The organism is Alcanivorax profundi, assembly GCF_003597125.1.
Classification (GTDB): Bacteria; Pseudomonadota; Gammaproteobacteria; order Pseudomonadales; family Alcanivoracaceae; genus Alcanivorax; species Alcanivorax profundi.
On record NZ_QYYA01000005.1, the window covers coordinates 142326 to 160382 of the forward strand.

17 protein-coding genes are annotated in these 18057 nt (G+C 57.9%); 9 read left to right on the top strand and 8 right to left on the bottom strand.

Features of this window, described 5'->3' with window-relative positions:
• The first annotated feature begins 7 nt into the window (after nt 1–7).
• The 6 genes from D4A39_RS14615 (at nt 8) to D4A39_RS14640 (ending at nt 5283) form a co-directional block, all read left to right on the top strand.
• Nucleotides 8–748 carry a LytR/AlgR family response regulator transcription factor gene (locus D4A39_RS14615; RefSeq protein WP_022984727.1) on the top strand — a complete coding sequence of 247 codons (741 nt, stop codon included), beginning with the start codon at nt 8–10 and terminating at the stop codon, nt 746–748.
• Nucleotides 749–846: 98 nt separating this feature from the next.
• Nucleotides 847–1158: a TRL-like family protein gene (locus D4A39_RS14620; protein ID WP_022984728.1), complete on the top strand. Its 312-nt coding sequence runs from the start codon at nt 847–849 to the stop codon at nt 1156–1158.
• Nucleotides 1159–1358: 200 nt separating this feature from the next.
• Complete coding sequence (gene hemC, locus D4A39_RS14625; protein ID WP_022984729.1) at nt 1359–2288, top strand: hydroxymethylbilane synthase; 930 nt, start codon at nt 1359–1361, stop codon at nt 2286–2288.
• Between the two features lie 5 nt (nt 2289–2293).
• Nucleotides 2294–2995 carry a uroporphyrinogen-III synthase gene (locus D4A39_RS14630; RefSeq protein WP_022984730.1) on the top strand — a complete coding sequence of 234 codons (702 nt, stop codon included), beginning with the start codon at nt 2294–2296 and terminating at the stop codon, nt 2993–2995.
• A 99-nt stretch (nt 2996–3094) separates the two neighbouring features.
• Nucleotides 3095–4060: a uroporphyrinogen-III C-methyltransferase gene (locus D4A39_RS14635; protein ID WP_022984731.1), complete on the top strand. Its 966-nt coding sequence runs from the start codon at nt 3095–3097 to the stop codon at nt 4058–4060.
• Nucleotides 4057–5283, top strand: a complete 1227-nt coding sequence (locus tag D4A39_RS14640) for a heme biosynthesis HemY N-terminal domain-containing protein (RefSeq protein WP_022984732.1) — start codon at nt 4057–4059, stop codon at nt 5281–5283. Before D4A39_RS14635 ends, D4A39_RS14640 begins: the two co-directional genes overlap by 4 nt.
• 88 nt (nt 5284–5371) lie before the next feature.
• Here D4A39_RS14640 and D4A39_RS14645 read toward each other — a convergent pair whose 3' ends face one another.
• From D4A39_RS14645 to ilvD, 7 genes are all read right to left on the bottom strand, one after another.
• Nucleotides 5372–5902, bottom strand: a complete 531-nt coding sequence (locus D4A39_RS14645) for a PqiC family protein (RefSeq protein ID WP_022984733.1) — start codon at nt 5900–5902, stop codon at nt 5372–5374.
• On the bottom strand, nt 5899–7509 hold the full coding sequence (gene pqiB, locus D4A39_RS14650) for an intermembrane transport protein PqiB (RefSeq protein ID WP_233552493.1): 1611 nt from the start codon (nt 7507–7509) through the stop codon (nt 5899–5901). Before pqiB ends, D4A39_RS14645 begins: the two co-directional genes overlap by 4 nt.
• Nucleotides 7502–8776, bottom strand: coding sequence for a paraquat-inducible protein A (locus tag D4A39_RS14655; RefSeq protein WP_031226172.1), 1275 nt, complete (start codon nt 8774–8776; stop codon nt 7502–7504). The genes pqiB and D4A39_RS14655 overlap by 8 nt, the downstream gene beginning before the upstream one ends.
• 221 nt (nt 8777–8997) lie before the next feature.
• The gene (locus D4A39_RS14660; RefSeq protein ID WP_031226173.1) at nt 8998–9993 is read right to left on the bottom strand and encodes a 2Fe-2S iron-sulfur cluster-binding protein; all 996 of its coding nucleotides are present in this window, start codon (nt 9991–9993) and stop codon (nt 8998–9000) included.
• 127 nt (nt 9994–10120) lie between these two features.
• Entirely contained in the window at nt 10121–10507 is a 387-nt protein-coding gene (locus D4A39_RS14665; protein ID WP_031226174.1) for an MAPEG family protein, read from the bottom strand.
• A 108-nt stretch (nt 10508–10615) separates the two neighbouring features.
• A complete protein-coding gene (locus D4A39_RS14670; RefSeq protein ID WP_022984740.1) occupies nt 10616–11938 on the bottom strand; it encodes a 2-hydroxychromene-2-carboxylate isomerase in 1323 nt (440 codons plus the stop codon).
• A gap of 297 nt (nt 11939–12235) precedes the next feature.
• A complete protein-coding gene (gene ilvD / locus D4A39_RS14675; protein ID WP_022984741.1) occupies nt 12236–14083 on the bottom strand; it encodes a dihydroxy-acid dehydratase in 1848 nt (615 codons plus the stop codon).
• 900 nt (nt 14084–14983) lie between these two features.
• On the opposite strand from ilvD, the gene D4A39_RS14680 reads away from it, so the two are divergent.
• From D4A39_RS14680 to D4A39_RS14690, 3 genes are all read left to right on the top strand, one after another.
• Complete coding sequence (locus D4A39_RS14680; protein ID WP_022984742.1) at nt 14984–15349, top strand: hypothetical protein; 366 nt, start codon at nt 14984–14986, stop codon at nt 15347–15349.
• Nucleotides 15350–15408: 59 nt separating this feature from the next.
• The gene (locus tag D4A39_RS18855; RefSeq protein ID WP_491529362.1) at nt 15409–15843 is read left to right on the top strand and encodes a hypothetical protein; all 435 of its coding nucleotides are present in this window, start codon (nt 15409–15411) and stop codon (nt 15841–15843) included.
• Nucleotides 15844–15965: 122 nt separating this feature from the next.
• Nucleotides 15966–16442, top strand: a complete 477-nt coding sequence (locus tag D4A39_RS14690; RefSeq protein WP_022984743.1) for a hypothetical protein — start codon at nt 15966–15968, stop codon at nt 16440–16442.
• 287 nt (nt 16443–16729) lie between these two features.
• Here the strand turns inward: D4A39_RS14690 and argA are convergent, their stop codons facing one another.
• On the bottom strand, nt 16730–18049 hold the full coding sequence (gene argA, locus D4A39_RS14695) for an amino-acid N-acetyltransferase (RefSeq protein WP_022984744.1): 1320 nt from the start codon (nt 18047–18049) through the stop codon (nt 16730–16732).
• Between the last annotated feature and the right edge of the window lie 8 nt (nt 18050–18057).

An 18057-nucleotide genomic window follows, 5' to 3' on the forward strand; every position in this document is an offset into this window, starting at 1 on the left:
GAAAATTATGCGGGTACTAGTATGTGATGATGAGCAACTGGCCCGGGACCGCCTGAAACGTCTGGTAGATAAAACCGACGGGGTGGAGGTGGTTGCCGAAGCCGCCAACGGTCGCGAGGCCATCGAGCAGGCTCAGGAACATCGGCCCGATGTGGTGCTGATGGATATCCGCATGCCGGAAATGGACGGTATGGAGGCCGCTGAGCACCTCAGCAAGATCGATAACCCGCCGGCACTGATTTTCTGCACCGCCTATGACGAGCATGCCCTGCAGGCCTTCAAGGTTCATGCGGTGGATTACCTGCTCAAACCGGTGAGCGCAGATGACCTGGTCGCGGCCCTGTCCAAGGCCCGTACCCTCAACCGGGTGCAGTTGGCGGAGATCGGCAAGGAAGTCAGCGAAGAGAAGCCTCGCCGCCGTGGCCATATCAGTGCCCGTACTCACCGTGGGCTGGAACTGGTGCCGGTGGATGACGTGCGGTATTTCCTCGCTGACCAGAAATACGTCACCGTGTGCTATGGCGAAGGTGAGGTTCTGATTGATGAGACCCTGAAAGAGCTGGAAACCGAATTCGGGGAGATGTTTGTGCGCATCCATCGCAATGCGCTGGTGGCACTCAAGTTCATTGAAGGCATGGAAATGGCCACCGCCGGCCACCATCAGGTCCGGCTGCGGGGTATCGAGTCCCGATTGACGGTCAGCCGCCGCCATGTGGCAGGCTTGCGCCGGGTACTGCAGAACCTTTAACTGCGGTCATTTGGGGAATTAACAGCCAACTCCCGGCATGCTAGCCTTGTGGCGTGCTGGGGATTGGCCCGCCGAATAACAACAACAGGATCCAAGTCATGAAAAAGCTGCTTCTGCTGCTGGTCAGCGCTGTCGTACTGAGTGGCTGCGCCACCGCTACCATGCCGGTTTCCGGTCTTCTGTTTGCCAATGTGAAGGCGCCGCTGACGGCGACGGCTTCCACGGAAAAGCCGACCCGTGTGGGTCGTGCCTCTACTCGCTCCATCCTGGGGTTGATCGCGTCCGGGGATGCCTCTATCCAGACGGCGGCCCGGAATGGTGGTATTACCGAGATCCACCATGTGGATTATGAATCCCAGAATTTCTTCGGTGTACTCGCCGAGTTTACCGTGGTGGTCTACGGCAATTAAGTTGAAAGTCCAAAGCTGAAGCGTGGGCCTGCGCCAGTTTGGTCCTGCTCTTGAAGCCGCGTCCAGTTTATGGGCGCGGCTTCGACGTTTCTGAATCCGGCTGCTCTGCCCGCGCTTTTGAGCTTTCAGCTCCTCGTCTCGGCCACTGTGCGCCTTTGCTGTAGACTGGGCCCACTTTTCAACTGAACACAGGATCCCCCATGTCCCGCGAAATCTTGCGTATCGCCACCCGTTCCAGTCCGTTGGCCATCTGGCAGGCGGAATATGTCCAGCAGCGACTGGAAAGCCTGCATGAGGGCTTGAGTGTGGAGCTGGTGCGCATCAAGACCCAGGGTGACAAGATTCTGGATACCCCGTTGGCGAAGATCGGTGGCAAGGGGTTGTTCGTCAAAGAGCTGGAAGAGGCCATGATGGATGGCCGCGCGGACATTGCCGTGCACTCCATGAAGGATGTACCCATGGAGCTGCCGCCGGGGTTTGTGCTGCCGGTAATCTGTGAGCGGGAAGATCCCCGCGATGCGTTTGTGTCCAATCAGTACGACAGTCTGGCATCGTTGCCGCAGGGGGCCTGTGTGGGCACGTCCAGCTTGCGCCGTCAGGCGCAGGTGAAGGCGAACCGCCCGGATCTGGTGGTCAAGAGCCTGCGCGGCAATGTGCAGACCCGTCTCGGCAAGCTGGATGCGGGAGAATTTGATGCCATTATTCTGGCCGCTGCCGGCCTTAAACGGCTGCAGATGTTTGATCGTATTCGCTATGAGATGCCACCAGAGGAATCCCTGCCTGCGGTTGGCCAGGGCGCGGTGGGCATCGAGTGTCGCGACGGGGATGCCCGTACCATCGAGCTGCTCAGCCCGCTGAGCGATACCGACACCTGGGATCGAGTGGTGGCCGAGCGTGCCATGAATCGTCGACTTGAAGGCGGTTGTCAGGTTCCCATCGCCGGCTTTGCCCTGTTGGAAGGGGACGACCTGTGGATGCGCGCGTTGGTGGCCGAAGAAGACGGCAGTCGGGTGTTGCGGGCTGAAGGGCGTGCCCATCGCAATGCGGGGGCAGAGTTGGGCATCCAGCTGGCTGAAGAGCTGCTGGCCCAGGGGGCCGATGATATTCTCAAGGCGCTTTACAACCGGTAGTGCTCATGCAGGTACTGGTGACCCGCCCACAGGGACAGGAACAGGGCCTAATGGCCGCGCTCGGGCAAGCGGGGTATCAGCCGTGCCATAGCCCGGCCCTGCTGATCGAGCCCTTGCCGGTGACGGCGGCCATGCGGCGCACCCTGATGGATCTGGATTTGTATCACGGGGTCTTTTTCGCCAGCCCCAATGCCGCACGACTGGCGCTGTCCGCCATGGCGGATCTCTGGCCTCAATGGCCGGTCGGCGTGCACTGGCTGGCGGTAGGCCGCGCCACTGCCGCGGAACTGGGGCAATGGCAGCTGACGGCTGAAGTGCCCGCCAGCGGATTTAACTCCGAGGCGGTGTTGGCGTTGCCCTGCCTGCAGGATATTCAGGAAAAAAAGGTGCTGTTGTGTCGGGGCGAAACCGGCCGGGAATTGCTGGCGCAGACCCTGCAGGCCCGTGGCGCCGAGGTTTCCTCGCTGGCGTTTTATCGTCGTCAGGCCAACCCGGATTTTCATTGCCCGCCCGGTTGTGACTGGGCCATGATCACCAGTGTGGAAAGTTGGCACAGCGTGGTGTCGGGTTTGCCTGCCGGGTGTGGCGTGATTGCCGCTGGCGAGCGTGTCGCCGCACAGATTCGTGCCAGCTTTGACGGAACCGTGATCACTGCCGCCAGTGCCCACGATGACGATATGCTGGCTGCATTGCCTGGCCTGCAATAATCGTGTTGCCGTCCCCGCTGCATTACATTGTTTAATGGACAGGCAGAGCGCCCCCCTTTAAGGTTTTTGACCAACAACTCATAAAGTACTGGAGCAGTCATGACGCAGGACCGTCTTCTTTCCCGGCAACGCGGGGTCACTATCTGGCTTGTCCTGATTATCCTGATCCTGGCCGCGGTGATTGGTGCCGGTGGCTGGTGGGGCTGGCAGGAGTATCAGCGTCTGCGAAGTGACAAAGCGGGTTTTGCCGAGCAGCTCCAGACACTGACTTCACAGATGGCCAGCCAGCGCAGTGAGGTGCAGGGTGCCCTGGCTGCGTTTGAAAAAAAGCAGGCGGAACTGGCTTCCCAGCAGATCAAGGACCGCACTGCGCTCACCGATATCAAGACCGGTGGCCAGCGCCTGTGGCTGATCAATGAATCCCGTGCGCTGGCCAGCCTGGCCAGCCAACGCCTGCTGCTAACCCAGGATGCCATTGCGGCCCGTCGTTTGCTGGAAGCGGCCGATAACATTCTTGCCCGCATCGATGATCCTTCCGTATTGTCCGCGCGTCAGGCGCTGGCGGTAGACATGGACAAGCTGAGCCGTGCCAGCAAGGTCGATGTGCAGGGCATGGTGCTGCAGTTGGGCGCCTTGCGTCAGACGGTGGTGGAACTGGCGGTACCAGTGGAAGAGGCGCCGCCGGAGAAAAATCGCCCTGAGGTCAACCAGCCCTGGTGGCAGGATGTGCTGGATCGCATGCCGGTGAATGTACGTCACCATGAAGGGCGGGTGCCGCTGCCTCTCACCGCTGAGCAGGCGTCGCTGGTGCGCCTGACCCTCGATGGCAGCCTGCAACAGGCGCAACTGGCCCTGATGCAGGGCCGTGGTGAGGCCTATCGTCAGGCATTGGACAATGCCCGGGCGACCTTGAAGGAATGGTTCCGAAAGGATGATCCCCGTGCGGCCCATATGGCAGAGGTGCTGAACGATATGGGGGGCAAGCAGGTCGCGTATGCCTTGCCGGAAATCGGCGCCGGTTTGCAGGCCATCGAAGCGCTGAAGCGTAAGGAGGGTGGGGCATGAAAAAAGTCGCCCTGCTGGTCATCGTTGCGCTGGTATTTGCCCTGATGCTGGGCCGCTGGATGGCGGTGGATTCCGGGTATGTACTGGTGATCCGTGATGACTTCTCGCTGGATACCACCCTGGGTTTTGTCATTTTGATGGCGTTGCTGGCTTCGGTGGCCTTGGTGGTGCTGACCTTGCTGGGCAATGCCGCCTGGAACGCGCTGGAGCCCATGCGGGCGACCCGCCGCTGGAAAAAACAGGTCGCCGCCCGCCGCCTGCGTAGCGGTTTCCTGCAACTGGTGGATGGTGAACTGGATAAGGCGGAGCGGTTGTTGGTGGCCGCGGGTGAAGATGGCGACTGGCCAATGCTTGCCTGGCTGCTGGCAGCGGAAACCGCTCAGGAGCAGGATAACGTGGAGGCCAGCCAGCGGTATCTGGAAAACGCCGGCAGTGATCACCGCGGGCGCTTGGTGGCCGGTTTGATGAAAGCCCGCTTTGCACTGGATGACGGTTATCCCGATCAGGCCCGTGAAGAGTTGAAGGTGCTGGCGGACATGGCCCCCCGAAACAAGCGGATTCTGCGGACCTATGCCCAGGTGCTGGAAAGCCAGCGAGACTGGCCGGCGCTGTGTGATCTGATGCCGCGTCTCAAGCGGGCGTTTGGTGAGGGGGAATCCCGGCGTGAGCGCCGCGCGTGGCTGGCCCTGTTGCAGGAAACCGCCCGCAAGCCCGGTTTCAACGATGCAGACAGTCGCCGTGAGGAATTGCGCAAACTGTGGAAAAACGTCCCGGTGCAGCTTAAGAACGATCCGGCCATGATTGCCCGTTATGCAGGCTTTCTGGCCCAGCTGGGAGGCGGCAAGGGCGCGCTGAATCTGGTCCGTGAAAAGTTGGATCAGGAGTGGGATGACCGTCTGCCGCCGGTATTGGAAGCCATTGATGATGTGTCTCCGGACGATTTGCTGCAGGTGCTGGAGCGCTGGTTGGCGGAGCGCCCGGGTAACGCGGCGGTGCTGATTACCTCCGGCCGGGTGGCACTGAAGGCGCGGCTATGGGGCAAGGCCCAGGGCTTCTTTGAAGCGGCGGCCAATTCCAGCCAGAGTGCGACTGCGCTGGCGGAGCTGTCGCGCCTGTATCAGGCGCTGGGCGATTCGTCCAAGGCCATGAAAACCTTCGAACGTCGTCTGGCACAGCTGGAAGGCCAGCTACCCGCCCTGCCCATGCCGGACAAGGCGCTGTAAGTCTTCCTGTAGGGTGTTTGGGGTTTTCTGTGGGAGCGGAGGTTCCACCGCGAATGAACGACCGCTCCGACTTTGCCGCCTGCCGGGTTTACCGTGGGGCAGTGTTAAGGGCATTGGCGATCTCGGTGGCGATGTGTTGCCAACCCGCATCCAGTGCCCTGACCAGATTGGCGTACCCGCCTTCTTGCAGTGGTGCTTGCCACTGAATCAATCCTTCCTTCGGCGCTGCTCCTTCTAGCCTCCATCGACCGGTAATGACTGCGCTATCGCTGTCTTGCTCTTCACCCTGCATGCCCTGAAAGCGACTGAGTTCCACGGTCAGGTGGGTGCTTTCGTCGTTGTGAACGGCGGCGAGGGCGGTTTCAAGCGAGCGTTGTAATTGGGCGCTCAATGGGTCGGCCCAGCGATGATGACGTGCCACGCGTATCTCGCTGTTGCTTAGCTGCATGGCAATGCCGCCACGATCGAGGTAGCTGGCAAGACGTATATTTACCTCTGTACTGCTATTGGCCATGTGGCTGGCAGAGGGAAGTAAATAGCCGGGAGGTGGAGACGGGGGCGTGTGACTGCACCCCAGGGTAAGGGCGGTAACCAGGGCGATGATGGGCAAGCGCGTCATTGTGCACCTCGGGGTTGTAGGTCTTCAGCCGTATGACGCTGAAAGATAAGGGCATTGGGTTGTTGGTTGAGTGTGTCAATCAAAGGCTCTGCCTCATTAAGCAAATGATTGAGTTTCTCCAGTGTGCCGATCAAGTGCTGCTGGCCTTCGCCGTCTGACTGCCAGCCCTCAAGTGTTCCCTCCAGAGCTTTCAGGTTATCGGTGAGCAGCTGGGGAAGTTGGCTCATTGCCGGATCGGCGAGCAATACTTCTACCCGTCGGGTGATGGCGTTCAGGTTTTCCAGGTTCTCGTTGATATGGTTGGCGATCTCTTGAACCGGAACATCATTCAGGGAGACTAATAGCTGATGAATCTGTTCTTCAATTTTCTCCAGTGAGCCACCATCAACGGAGGGGAAGACGGGAATGGATTGATGGCGAGCGGTAAGGTCGGCTTGGGGGGCATCTTCATGGAATTTGAGGTCCACATACAATGAGCCGGTTAGCATGTTGCCAACCTTCAGGCTGGCCCTTAACCCATGGTTGACCAACCGTTCGAATTCCTCATGCCAATGGCGAGGGTCCACTACCGCACCATTGTTCAGTCTTTGCGGTTCAAATCGGATCAGAACGGGGATCGGTTGTTGCCCCAGCCCTTGCGTCCCTTCAAATCCAAGGGTCCATGGCGCTTGTTCTACCGTGCCAATACGGATGCCGCGATATTCTACGGGGGCCCCATTTGAGAGTCCCCTGATGCTGTTCTTGACGAGTACAACGAACTTTGCCGTTTCCGTATAGAGCGATTGACGTGCTGCTTCTTTGTCGTCATGAAGCATGAATTCGGTTTCGTCAATTGCTGGTTCACCAGGGAGCATGTTGCTGTCAGGAACCGCAAATGAAATCCCGCCTCCAAGCAATGCTTCGAGAGAGTTGATCTGGGCCTGGAAGCCTGAGGCATCCAGCTGGAAGCCGACACCGCTGACTTTCCAGAAACGCGTGTTGCGGGTTACCAGTACGTCATACGGTTTTTCAATGAACAGGCGGTGTCTGAAAAGCTTGCTGGCCGGGTCGAAGCTTGTCTCAATCACTTGTCCTACTTTTAAATTCTGAAAACTGACAGGATCGCCATTGTTGATGTTACTGCCGGGAGTGCTGGTGAGTCTCAGGAACAATGCATTGTCAGGGTCAACTGCCGGAGGAGTGTCGTGAACGGTGAATTGCTTTTTCAGTGTGGAACTGTCGCCGGGTTCCAGTTCGATGTAAGAGCCGGAAAGTACCGTGGATAATCCGCTGATTCCCCCTTTCCCGATGCGGGGTTTGACCACCCAGAAACGGGTTTCCTGATTAAACATCGACTCTGTTTCAGGAATCATTTGTACGCGAAGAATTGTGTGAGAGAGGTCATCAGAGAGAGAAACCTCTTCGACCAGTCCTACCTGGACGTTGCGTATCTTAATTGGGGTTTTTCCGGCAGTAATGCCGTCGGCCCGTTCCATGTGAAGTGTGATAACCGGTCCAAAAGAGCTGAGATGCCGATAGGCGAGCCAAAGTCCTATGAGTAAAGCAAACAAGGGGATAAGCCAAACGGCGGATATCTTTCTGCTTGAATGCATTGACGGATCAGCCAACGTCGCTCTCCTGTGTTTTGAGGTTGTCGCCCTGATTGTCCCAGATAAGGCGAGGGTCGAACTGGTGCGATGCCAGCATGGTGAAAATTACCATGCCGCAGAATGCGATACCGCCAAGACCTGGAGCTACACTTAAAATCTGTCCTATTTGCAGCATTGCTACAACAATGGCAATAACAAAAACATCTACCATGGACCATCGACCAATCCACTCCGTCACCCGGTACAGCCGCATTTGGGTTTTCATATTCATCGGGGATGTTCGTCGGGTTGCCAGGCAAAGCCAGGCAATGGCCATGATTTTGCCAAAAGGGATCAGGACACTGGCGGTAAAGATGATGAGTGCAATGGGCCAGTCCCCGTGTTTAAGAAACAGCATTGCGCCCGCAATAATCGTTGCAGGATCCTCTTTTCCCAGTGCCGTAGTGACCATGATGGGCAGGCTTTGAGCTGGAATGCTGAACAGGGTGGCAGTGAGCAGCAATGCGATAACGCGTTGTAGCGATAGTGGCGCCCGTTCGTGAAGGGAGTGGTGGCAACGTATGCAATGGGTGTTATGACAATTCTGGAGCTGACCGCAGTGGTGACATGCACTGAGATTTTGTGAGCGTGATGTGTGGCCAGGTCGAGCGTCACGGGGTTGCTGTAGAGTGCCGAGCTGCCTTTCCCAAAGCTGAATGCTGTTTACCCTGAGTGTTGTGGCGAGCAACAGAAAAGCAAAGGCTGCGAAAGTCCAGAACGAAGGAAAGAGTTTTACCTCAACCATGCCAACGAGTTTGACGAGGCTGACAAGCGCAGCGATGACAAATACATCGGCCATCATCCACGGTTGGATGGTCGGCAATATCTGTATCAGACGTTTCGATATGCTGGCGTGACGTTTCATGGTCAGCGCGTAATGAAGAAAAAGAATGGCGAGTAAATAGCAGCCTGGCAGTATCACAATGGTAAGCAGAGTGATGAGTGCGAGTATGGGTTGGTCAAAGGTTGCGAGCTCTATACTGGCATCATTGATTGTCATGATCCGTTCGATGCCACTTTTTTCAAAGCCGAGATAGGGAAAACACAACGAAAGCGTCAGCATCACCAGCGCAGACATAGCCAGTGCGGGGGTAAGTGTATCTTTGGGTGTGTGGTGAGTGATTGGATGTTGGCAGCGGGGGCATTCTATCCAGCCTGTGGTGTGGAAATCATGAGCGGACACCATGTCGCATTCATGGCATGGTAACACCCGGCTTTGTTCATCCCTTGGTTCCGGCAACGACATGATTTAATCCGCTTATTCCCGATAAAGTTCCGGATTGAGAGTGCGTCGCAATAGCTCACGGCATTTAGACAGATTAGCAAGGCTTTGCCCGCATTACCTTAGTGGTTTATGCCAGTTAGCGTAAGGATTTTAACGGGTGGACAGAGGCAGAGCCGAATTTATTTTCCTGAATAAAATTCACGTTTCCCAGTTCTGACATTCCAGCCGGAGTGAGGGCTGCGCTAGTCCCGTGGGGCGTAATCGAAGACGTCGCAGTGAATGTTCTGTGCGGGGACCCCTTCGGCCACCAGTGCATCGAATACCGCCCAGGCCATGGGCGGGGAGCCGCCAAGAAAAAACAGCGGCAGGGTTGGCTCGCTGAGGGCAGCGAGGGCGGCTTCGTGTACCAGTCCTTGCGCATGGTCGGGGTGGTGAATGTCAGAGAGTGATGTGGTGGCTTCGAAGTCCTTCAGGACGCCGGTCCATTGTGCAGGCAGGTTGGGCAGATAAAGATCTTCCGGGGTGCGTGCGCCCCAGAACAAACGCACGGGGTGTGGGAAGTCCACGGCGATAAGACGCTCGACCATGGCCTTGACGGGTGCAAAACCGGTGGAGCCACAGATAAACCACACGGGCCGTTCCGGTGCGGTATCGATATAGCGAACGCCAGCAGGCAGCGTCACGCTGACGGTGCTGTCGGCCTTGAGACTGGCCATGATGTCCTGGGCGGCACTGTTGTCGTCGCCATGGCGAATGTGCAGTTCCAGCTTGCGGCCATCGCAGTGGTTGGCGATAGAGAAGGGATAGCATTCCCCGTGCAGATTGAGCATCAGATACTGGCCAGCGTGCCACTGGATGCGTTTGCCGGCAGGCAGTTGCAGCCAGGCGCGACTCACATCGTGGTTGAGCGCCTCGATCTCCAGGATCTGGCAATTCACGTTGTGGACCGGCAGTTCGCCGGGGGCAGTCACCTCGGGCACAGTAATCTCGCAATCGCTGAGTGGCAGGGCGACGCAGTATAGCACCTCTGTGCCTTCGGTATCGCCCGCGTGGAGTGTGTGGTTTCGTTGCTGAACGTGTCCGTGGGTCAGTGTGCCGGCGCAGCGTTCGCAGACCCCATTGCGGCAAGCGACGGGAAAGCCGAAGCCGGCCTCGTGGCCGGCGTCGACAATGGTTTGATCCGCGCGGCAGGGGAAGCGACCCTTGCCATTGACGGATATGGTGTAGATCCGGGGCACAGCTGGATGAATGGATAATGGAAAATTGAGAATTGATAACGAAAGCCACTTCCAGTTGGTACTGCAGGTGGCTCCATAGGGTTTTCAGTTATCAACTATCCATTCTCAATTATCAATTGCCTGCTCTTTAGCCGCCAACGCCGACAAACAAGGCAACAATACAGCCCATGCCAAATGCCCAGACCAGGGTGCGGGCGCTGGCCCAGTCCGCGATATAGCAGACGGTAAACATGACGCGGCTGAGAACAAACGCCAGGGCGATACCGTCGATGGTGCCTTGCGGTGCCGTGGCGGCCAGATGGGCGATGATAACGGCGGCAGCGAACGCCGGCGTCACTTCAAAACCGTTTTGCTGTGCCCAGTGGGCCCGCTTGCGGCTGCCTTCCAGGGTTTCCAGGAATTCGCGCGGGTTGTGGTTCTGTTTGGGGCCGAAGCCGCCCTGGAATTTGGCCAGAGAGGTGGCAAGGTAAGGCAGGAAGATGGCGGCAAGTACGCACCAGTAAGCAATGGTCATCAAGTTCTCCTTGGTCTGTTCAAAACTGCAGGAGCCAAGCGGCAGGGTGATGCCGTCCTTGCGACAATCGCCATGCAAGCATGGCTTCTGCAGGGTAAGGGTTCCGCCTCAGGGGGTGGTTTTGTGTCGTGATGTCGAGGCTAGCAGGCTGCGCTCGATTATCGCAAAACGGTCCTGCCCCCATACCATGTCATCTTGAGTCATAAAGCTGGGCACGCCCCAGCTGCCCGCGGCCATCATGGCGTTGCGATTGTCTTCGGCGCGGTCACGCCAGCTGTCGTCATCCAGCCAGCGGCGAGCGCGTTTCCAGTCCAGGCCGGCGTTTTCGACCAGGAACTTCAAGCCATTGTCGCTGGCGGCATTGATGCCCTGGCTCCATATGCCGGTCGCTGCGGCACGTAACCATTCCCGCAGGCGGCCCTCTTTTTCTGCAAAGGGCCAGATGGCCATGCAGCGTTCTACCCCCGCGCCTACCGGGTCGCACACTTTGCCGAAGGGTACTTGATGAAGTCGGGCTTCGCGGGCGGCATCCTTGAGAATATAAAAGCGTTTGGCGCGGGGGACACTCAAGCCGCGCATGACCATGGGTAACACCGGGCGAATTTTCAGTGTGAGGCCATAGTGGTCTGCCAGGGCATAGGTGCGAGACAGCGCCACATAGGAGTAGGGGCTGCGAAAGGAAAAATACAGCACCAAGGGTGAATCCTTGAGGGCAGGAATGGCGTCCTTCAGGCGGGCCCGCTTGGCTCGACCGTAGGGCAGGGGCCAGTCCTGGGTACCCAGTCCCAGGTCATTCAGGCGGTGGGCCAGGTGGTCAAGCCGTTCCACGCTCCAGTACCACTCTCCTTGATAGTGCAGCGTGCCGGTAAGGTAATGGCCATCGGCAAGAAACTGGTCGCGGCGGGCCTCCAGTGCCAGTTGGGCGCGGTCGGCGGCCATTTGGCCATGTTCGCAGAGCAGCGCTTCAAGCTTGTCGTGATCGTGGCGCCACAACGCATCCGCCAGCGCGGCGGCCAGGCTCCAGAAGCGCTCGTCGCCTTCGTGTTTGAGCAGGCAGCGGGTCGCGGCGAGGCTGACCTCGCGAGGGGGAAGTTGCCAGTCCTTGGGGAAGGTCAGTTCATGCAGTTCGGCCAGCTGCAGGGCATCCCGGGGAGCCAGCTCCTCAAGCATGTCGGCAGCCGGATACATCTGCTGATCCAGGTAAAGCATGACCCGAGGTGTGATGGTAATGCCGAAGTGCCGGGCAAAACGGGGCAGCACCTGTGCCATCAGCACGGAATAAGGGTCATCGATGCGGAAGTAGAAGGTGGCCTGATGAGGCTGGCGCCGAAGGACCCGTCGCCATTCCCGCAAACGGCGGCGCAGCTGCTGCAGGCTTTCACTGGTAATCAGGCGCGCCACGTAGGGCATCAGTTTGTGTTTAAGGCTCATGCGCTGGGGGACTCCTTTGAGGCGCGTTAAAGGCCAGGCTGGTCACTATAGCCTACGCCATCCCTGTCTTTGGGTGAAAAGGGGTAAAACGAAGGGTTCCTTGCGTAACGGCAACCGCGTAAGCGTGTCGGTTATTCGCTACGCTCACCCTGCGGGCGTTCCTTCGCTGCGCTCGGTGGCGGCGCGATCTCCGTTGTTCGAGTTGCGAGACGCGGGTTTTGAGTCATCGGGCTGCGATTGCGAGGCACAAAAAAGGCGGCGCCATTTGCATGGGGCCGCCTTTCCCGGGGCTGCGGGTTAGTCGCCGATCTGGCTCAGATCACGAATCGCCCCACGGTCAGCACTGGTGGTAAGTGCGGCATAGGCTTTGAGGGCCGTGGAGACCCGGCGCTGCCGGATTTCCTTGGGCTTGTAAGCCAGCTTGCCGCGCTCTTCCATCTTGATGCGACGATGCGCCAGTTCCTCATCGCTGACCTCCAGGCGGATGGTGCGGTTGGGGATATCGATGGCAATGGTGTCGCCTTCCTGCACCAGCGCGATGGCGCCGCCTTCCGCCGCTTCCGGAGAGGCGTGACCGATAGACAGGCCAGAGGTGCCACCAGAGAAACGGCCATCGGTGAGCAGGGCGCACTGCTTGCCCAGTCCCTTGGATTTCAGGTAGCTGGTGGGGTACAGCATTTCCTGCATGCCCGGGCCCCCTTTCGGGCCTTCGTAGCGAATCACGACCACATCGCCGGCGACAATCTGGTCGCCGAGGATGGCGCGAACAGCGGAATCCTGGGACTCAAAAACCCGGGCGCGGCCGGTGAAGGTGAGAATGGAATCGTCCACCCCGGCGGTCTTCACGATACAGCCCCGTTCGGCAATGTTGCCGTACAGCACGGCCAGCCCGCCGTCCTTGCTGTAAGCGTGCTCGTAGTTACGGATGCAGCCGTTTTCGCGGTCGTCATCCAGCGACTCCCAACGGGTGTCCTGGCTGAAGGCCGTCTGGGTGGGGATGCCCGCAGGGCCGGCGGTGAACATCTTTTTCACGCCTTCATCCTGGGTGCGGATGATGTCGTAGTGTTCCAGTGCTTCCGCCACGGACGCCGAATGCACCATGGGGATATCCCGGTGCAGCAGCCCGGCCCGGTCCAGCTCGCCGAGGATACCCATCACGCCGCCGGCGCGATGTACATCTTCCATGTGGTACTTCTGGGTGGCAGGGGCCACCTTGGACAGACACGGCACCTTGCGGCTCAGCCGGTCGATGTCTTCCATGGTGAAATCCACCTCGCCTTCCTGGGCCGCCGCCAGCAGGTGCAGCACGGTATTGGTGGAGCCGCCCATGGCGATATCCAGGCTCATGGCATTTTCGAATGCCTTGACGTTGGCAATGTTGCGCGGCAGCACGGCTTCCACATCCTGCTCGTAGTACAGGCGGGCGATATCGACCACGCGACGGCCGGCTTCCAGAAACAGTTCGCGACGGTCGGCATGGGTCGCCAGCAGCGAACCATTGCCCGGCAACGACAGCCCCAGCGCCTCGGTCAGGCAGTTCATGGAGTTGGCCGTGAACATACCGGAGCAGGAGCCACAGGTGGGACAGGCTGAGCGCTCTACCTCGTTGACGGTCTCGTCGTCCACGCTGTCATCGGCGGCCATGACCATGGCGTCTACCAGATCCAGCTTGTGCTCGGACAGCTTGGTCTTGCCGGCCTCCATAGGGCCGCCAGACACGAATATCACCGGGATGTTCAGGCGCATGGAGGCCATCAGCATGCCGGGGGTGATCTTGTCGCAGTTGGAAATGCACACCAGCGCGTCCGCGCAGTGGGCGTTGACCATGTACTCCACGGAATCGGCAATGATGTCGCGGCTGGGCAGGGAGTAGAGCATCCCGTCGTGGCCCATGGCGATGCCGTCGTCCACCGCGATGGTGTTGAATTCCTTGGCGATACCGCCGGCTTTTTCGACCTCGCCGGCCACCAGCTGGCCCATGTCCTTCAGGTGCACATGACCGGGCACGAACTGGGTAAAGGAGTTGGCGATGGCAATGATCGGCTTGCCGAAGTCGCCATCTTTCATGCCCGTGGCGCGCCACAGGGCACGAGCGCCGGCCATATTACGGCCGTGGGTGGATGTGCGAGAGCGATACTGCGGCATGAGAACCTCGTTATGGTCGATAACTGTGCATAAGGGGAGTCATTGTAACCCACAGAGGGGGAATTCTCACAGGCGCCGGCCGCCTATTGAAAACAGGCTGTTTTGCAGCAGATCCAGCTCGCTGGACGAATGCGGAGATGACGGTGGTATATGGCTGGATGGCTTTCTGGCAGCCTGTGGGCCCATCGCACCAATAGAGGTGCTTGTCCTCGCCGGACGGGCCCAAAGGGGGAGCTGGCTCCCCCTCTGGGCTCCCCGCCACCCCGGGCCGCTCGGCCTGCTCCGCAGGCACACTCCGGTACTCGCCCTGTGACGGACGCAAAAAAGACTCGCTCCGCTCAGACAGGTTTTTTGCTCTACGCCGTCACGGGGCTCCGTTCCTCGACTCACTCTAACGGGGAAGATGCCGCGCGGATGGCATTGGCGTTCTTGTATCGCGAAAACGTTCAGGGTTGCTGTAGGAGTGCCAGTTATTCGCTTCGCTCGGTGAGGCGCGAATTCTGCGGTAGTCGTGGCTTCCTCTTTGCCGGTATGGCACTCACTTTCACGTCATCGCGCCTAACAAACATACGTGCCCTGCCTGAGCTTCCGGAGCACTATTAAAATGATGGTGTGGGCCATGCTCAACAGATGGGGCCACAGTCTTTGTAGGATATGACTTACAGAAAAAGCTAACCGGTTGATATAAAGTGATTTTAATAAGCCATGTGAAGCGGTTAAGTGCACCTGATTCCCGGAAATAAGCCGCACGCTCGAGTTTTGTCAGACGAGAAAAGGTCGCATTTGCTCGTTAAGCTACTGAAGGGAAGCCGCTTTTTGGATATATGTGCTTTAACCCGTTAAGAATTATATCGAAAAAAGATATGTCGAACCGTTCGACTGAATACGCTGTTATATGCAATGAAGAAAAAACTGATTTTCACAGCACTATTGAGCCTGATTTCGTCGTCGGCGGTTTCTTCAGATGCCTGGGGCTCAGACCTTATTGAGTTCGATCTTGAAGGTGGAACGAAGAAGGAAACGATGCTTTGGGTATCAGGGTTTTCCTACAGCACTACGGAATTGCTGCGAGGAGCGGCCTGCCTTAAAGGCCAGCTATATGTAGGAAGCAAAGAGCTTATTGGGGCCCTGAACAGAGCTTTCTCTGAGCAACAAGTTACATCAGAAGCTGCTGCAGCTGAACTGGGGCGTTATATCCGCTCTCAATACGCCTGCGCAGCATATAGCAAGAAGCTGCAGCCGACCGCTGACGCGCCGGCTGAGTAAGGCGTTAAGGCCATATGAAGATCGTACACTACGAATCGAATGCACCATGGGTAGGGAAAATGAAATGTCCAAACCCTAAGTGCGGAAAGGAAACTCCTGCTTGGCAATCAAGTGGTATGAGCGATAGTTGCCCGCATTTTTTCTGTGATACTTGCTCCAATGTAATCCACAGAGAACAAGACCATGCGTTGCTCTATGAAAATGAGGCCAACCAAGAACTCTTGGATCAAATAGCGGCAACTCTTCCAAATTGCTCTTGTGGAGGCAGGTTTGTTCCTGGGGCAAATCCAAAATGTCCGAGCTGCAGTACCGAATACGCACACCAATGGGATGCTGTAAAAAGGTTGAATGTACCTTTTATGCCGATCTTAGATGGTTCCTGCTTAATTCGGGATAGGCTGTATTCGTATGAAGTGTGCATTGGCTCTAAACCCAAATACTGGTGGCGTTTGTTCGCAAATGCCTTAACAAGTTTAGGCAAGGGACGCTCCTGACGTCGTGCCCCTGCTAAAAGCGTTATGCAATCCAAAACTACGGGGAAAAAATGAAGTTAGTAAAGTTTACGTTTGTTCTAGTTGTATGCTCATATCTTTGGGGTTGTGCTTCAGGAGCAAAAATGGAAAACATGGTTTTCCACGGCGATCAAAAAAAATACTCTGAAGAAATACAAGAAAACTTGGGGCTTGGGCAAGTGTCAGGTGGAAAAAAGACCAATCCCGCGTGGACCTCTGAAATTGATAATGAAGCATTTTTGGGTGCTGTGAAAGAGAGCCTCAAATCTCAGGGCCTCTATTCAGATAACGGAAAATATCGATTAGAAGTAAACATGCTCAAAGTCGACCAACCGCTATTTGGATTAGATTTAGAAGTAACTGCGCATGTTCGATACATTTTAACCAACGTTGATAGCGGAGAAGTGATTTTTGATGATACGGTTATAACACCCCATACCGCTGGTGTGGGTGACGCTTTTGCCGCTGTGAAAAGACTTAGGTTAGCCAATGAAGGTTCGGCCAAGAAAAATATTGAAGGGTTGCTTAATAAATTGTCAGATCTTCGCATAGATCCACAAGAAATATCATTGGCCAAGTAATGCATAACAAGCAGCTGCAAGCGACGCACTGCGTGCGCTCTGGAGCTGGGCGTTGAATAACCTTAAGCGTTCCCGGGCGGCCCTTCCCCGTTAGAGTGAGTCGAGGAACGGAGTCGGGGCGCGTGGGAGTCCAGAGGGGTGCCGCGCAGCACCCCTTTGGGCCCGTCCGGCGAGGACAAGCACGGTTATCGGTGCGAAATGATTTCAGGTTGGCAGCAAGTCATCCAGGCGGGAGCCACAATCCCTTCCTAATCGCCATGCAAGCATAGGCTCCCACGGCGATAGCCCTACAACGGCTTAACAAACACCTTCGAATTCCGCTGCCAGTTATACAGCGACTGCCGGGCCCCCGGCAGCGCATCCACGCCGGCGGCTTCAAATCCCTGCTGTTGGAACCAGTGGGCGGTGAGGGTGGTGAGGACGAACAGGCGTTGCAGACCTTGCTCTCTGGCCCGCCGTTCCACGTAGCCCAGTAACTGCGCGCCACGTTCGCCTTTGCGGTAGCCGGGGTGGACGGCCACGCAGGCGAGTTCGCCGGTCTTGTCGTCCGGGAAGGGGTAGAGGGCGGCGCAGGCGATGACCATGCCGTCTCGCTCGATGATGGCGAAACGGTGTATCTCGTTTTCCAGCAGTTCCCGTGAACGGCGCACCAGGGTGCCGTCGGCTTCCAGCGGTTCGATCAGTTCCAGGATGCCGCCCACGTCTTCGATGCGGGCCCCTCGCAGGGTTTCGTAGGTTTCCCGGGTGACCAGGGTGCCGCAGCCGTCACGGGTGAACAGTTCCTTGATCAGCGCACCATCGACACTGGCATCGAGCAGGTGGGCCCGGCCCACGCCATTGCTGGCGGCATGGCAGGCGGCGGTGAGCTGTCGGTCCACGCCGTTGTCTTCGAATTGTTCATCGGCCAGCAGCTTGCCGGCTTCCTGCGGGCTGAGTTCGCGGATCAGCTCGCCTTGCGGATCTGCCAGGCGCAGGTCGTCGCCAAGCAGGATGAGCTTGTCGGCACCCAGTGCAATGGCGGCGGTGGAGGCCACTTCCTCGGCGTTGACGTTGAACAGCTCGCCGGTGGGCGAGCAGCCCACCGGCGACAGCAGTACCAGGTTGCCACTGCTGTGTTGCTGGCGGATGGCGTCCACATCGATGCGACGGACTTCGCCGGTGTGCTGATAGTCGAACCCGTTGCGCACGCCGACCGGTTTGGCGATGACAAAGTTGCCGCTGATCAGGCGAATCCCGGCGTTGTGCATGGGGGAGTTGGCGAGCCCCATGGAGAACAGCCCTTCGAGTTTCAGGCGCAGGGCACCCACCGCGGCCATGACGCTATCCAGGGCGGCACTGTCGGTGATGCGCATGTGCTGTTCGAATGTCGATTCGATACCGGCGTCCGCCAGCCGTGCACTGATTTGCGGACGTGCGCCATGCACCAGCACCAGCTTGATGCCCAGACTGTTGAGCAAGGCAAGGTCATGAATCAGCGGGGCCAGCCGGGGCCCGTCCAGCAGTTCGCCGGCCAGCATGACCACAAAGGTTCGGCCCCGGTGCGCGTTGATGTACGGCGAGGACTGGCGGAACCAGTGAACCTGATTGTCGGGTGTGGTGCTGGACACGGTGTTTT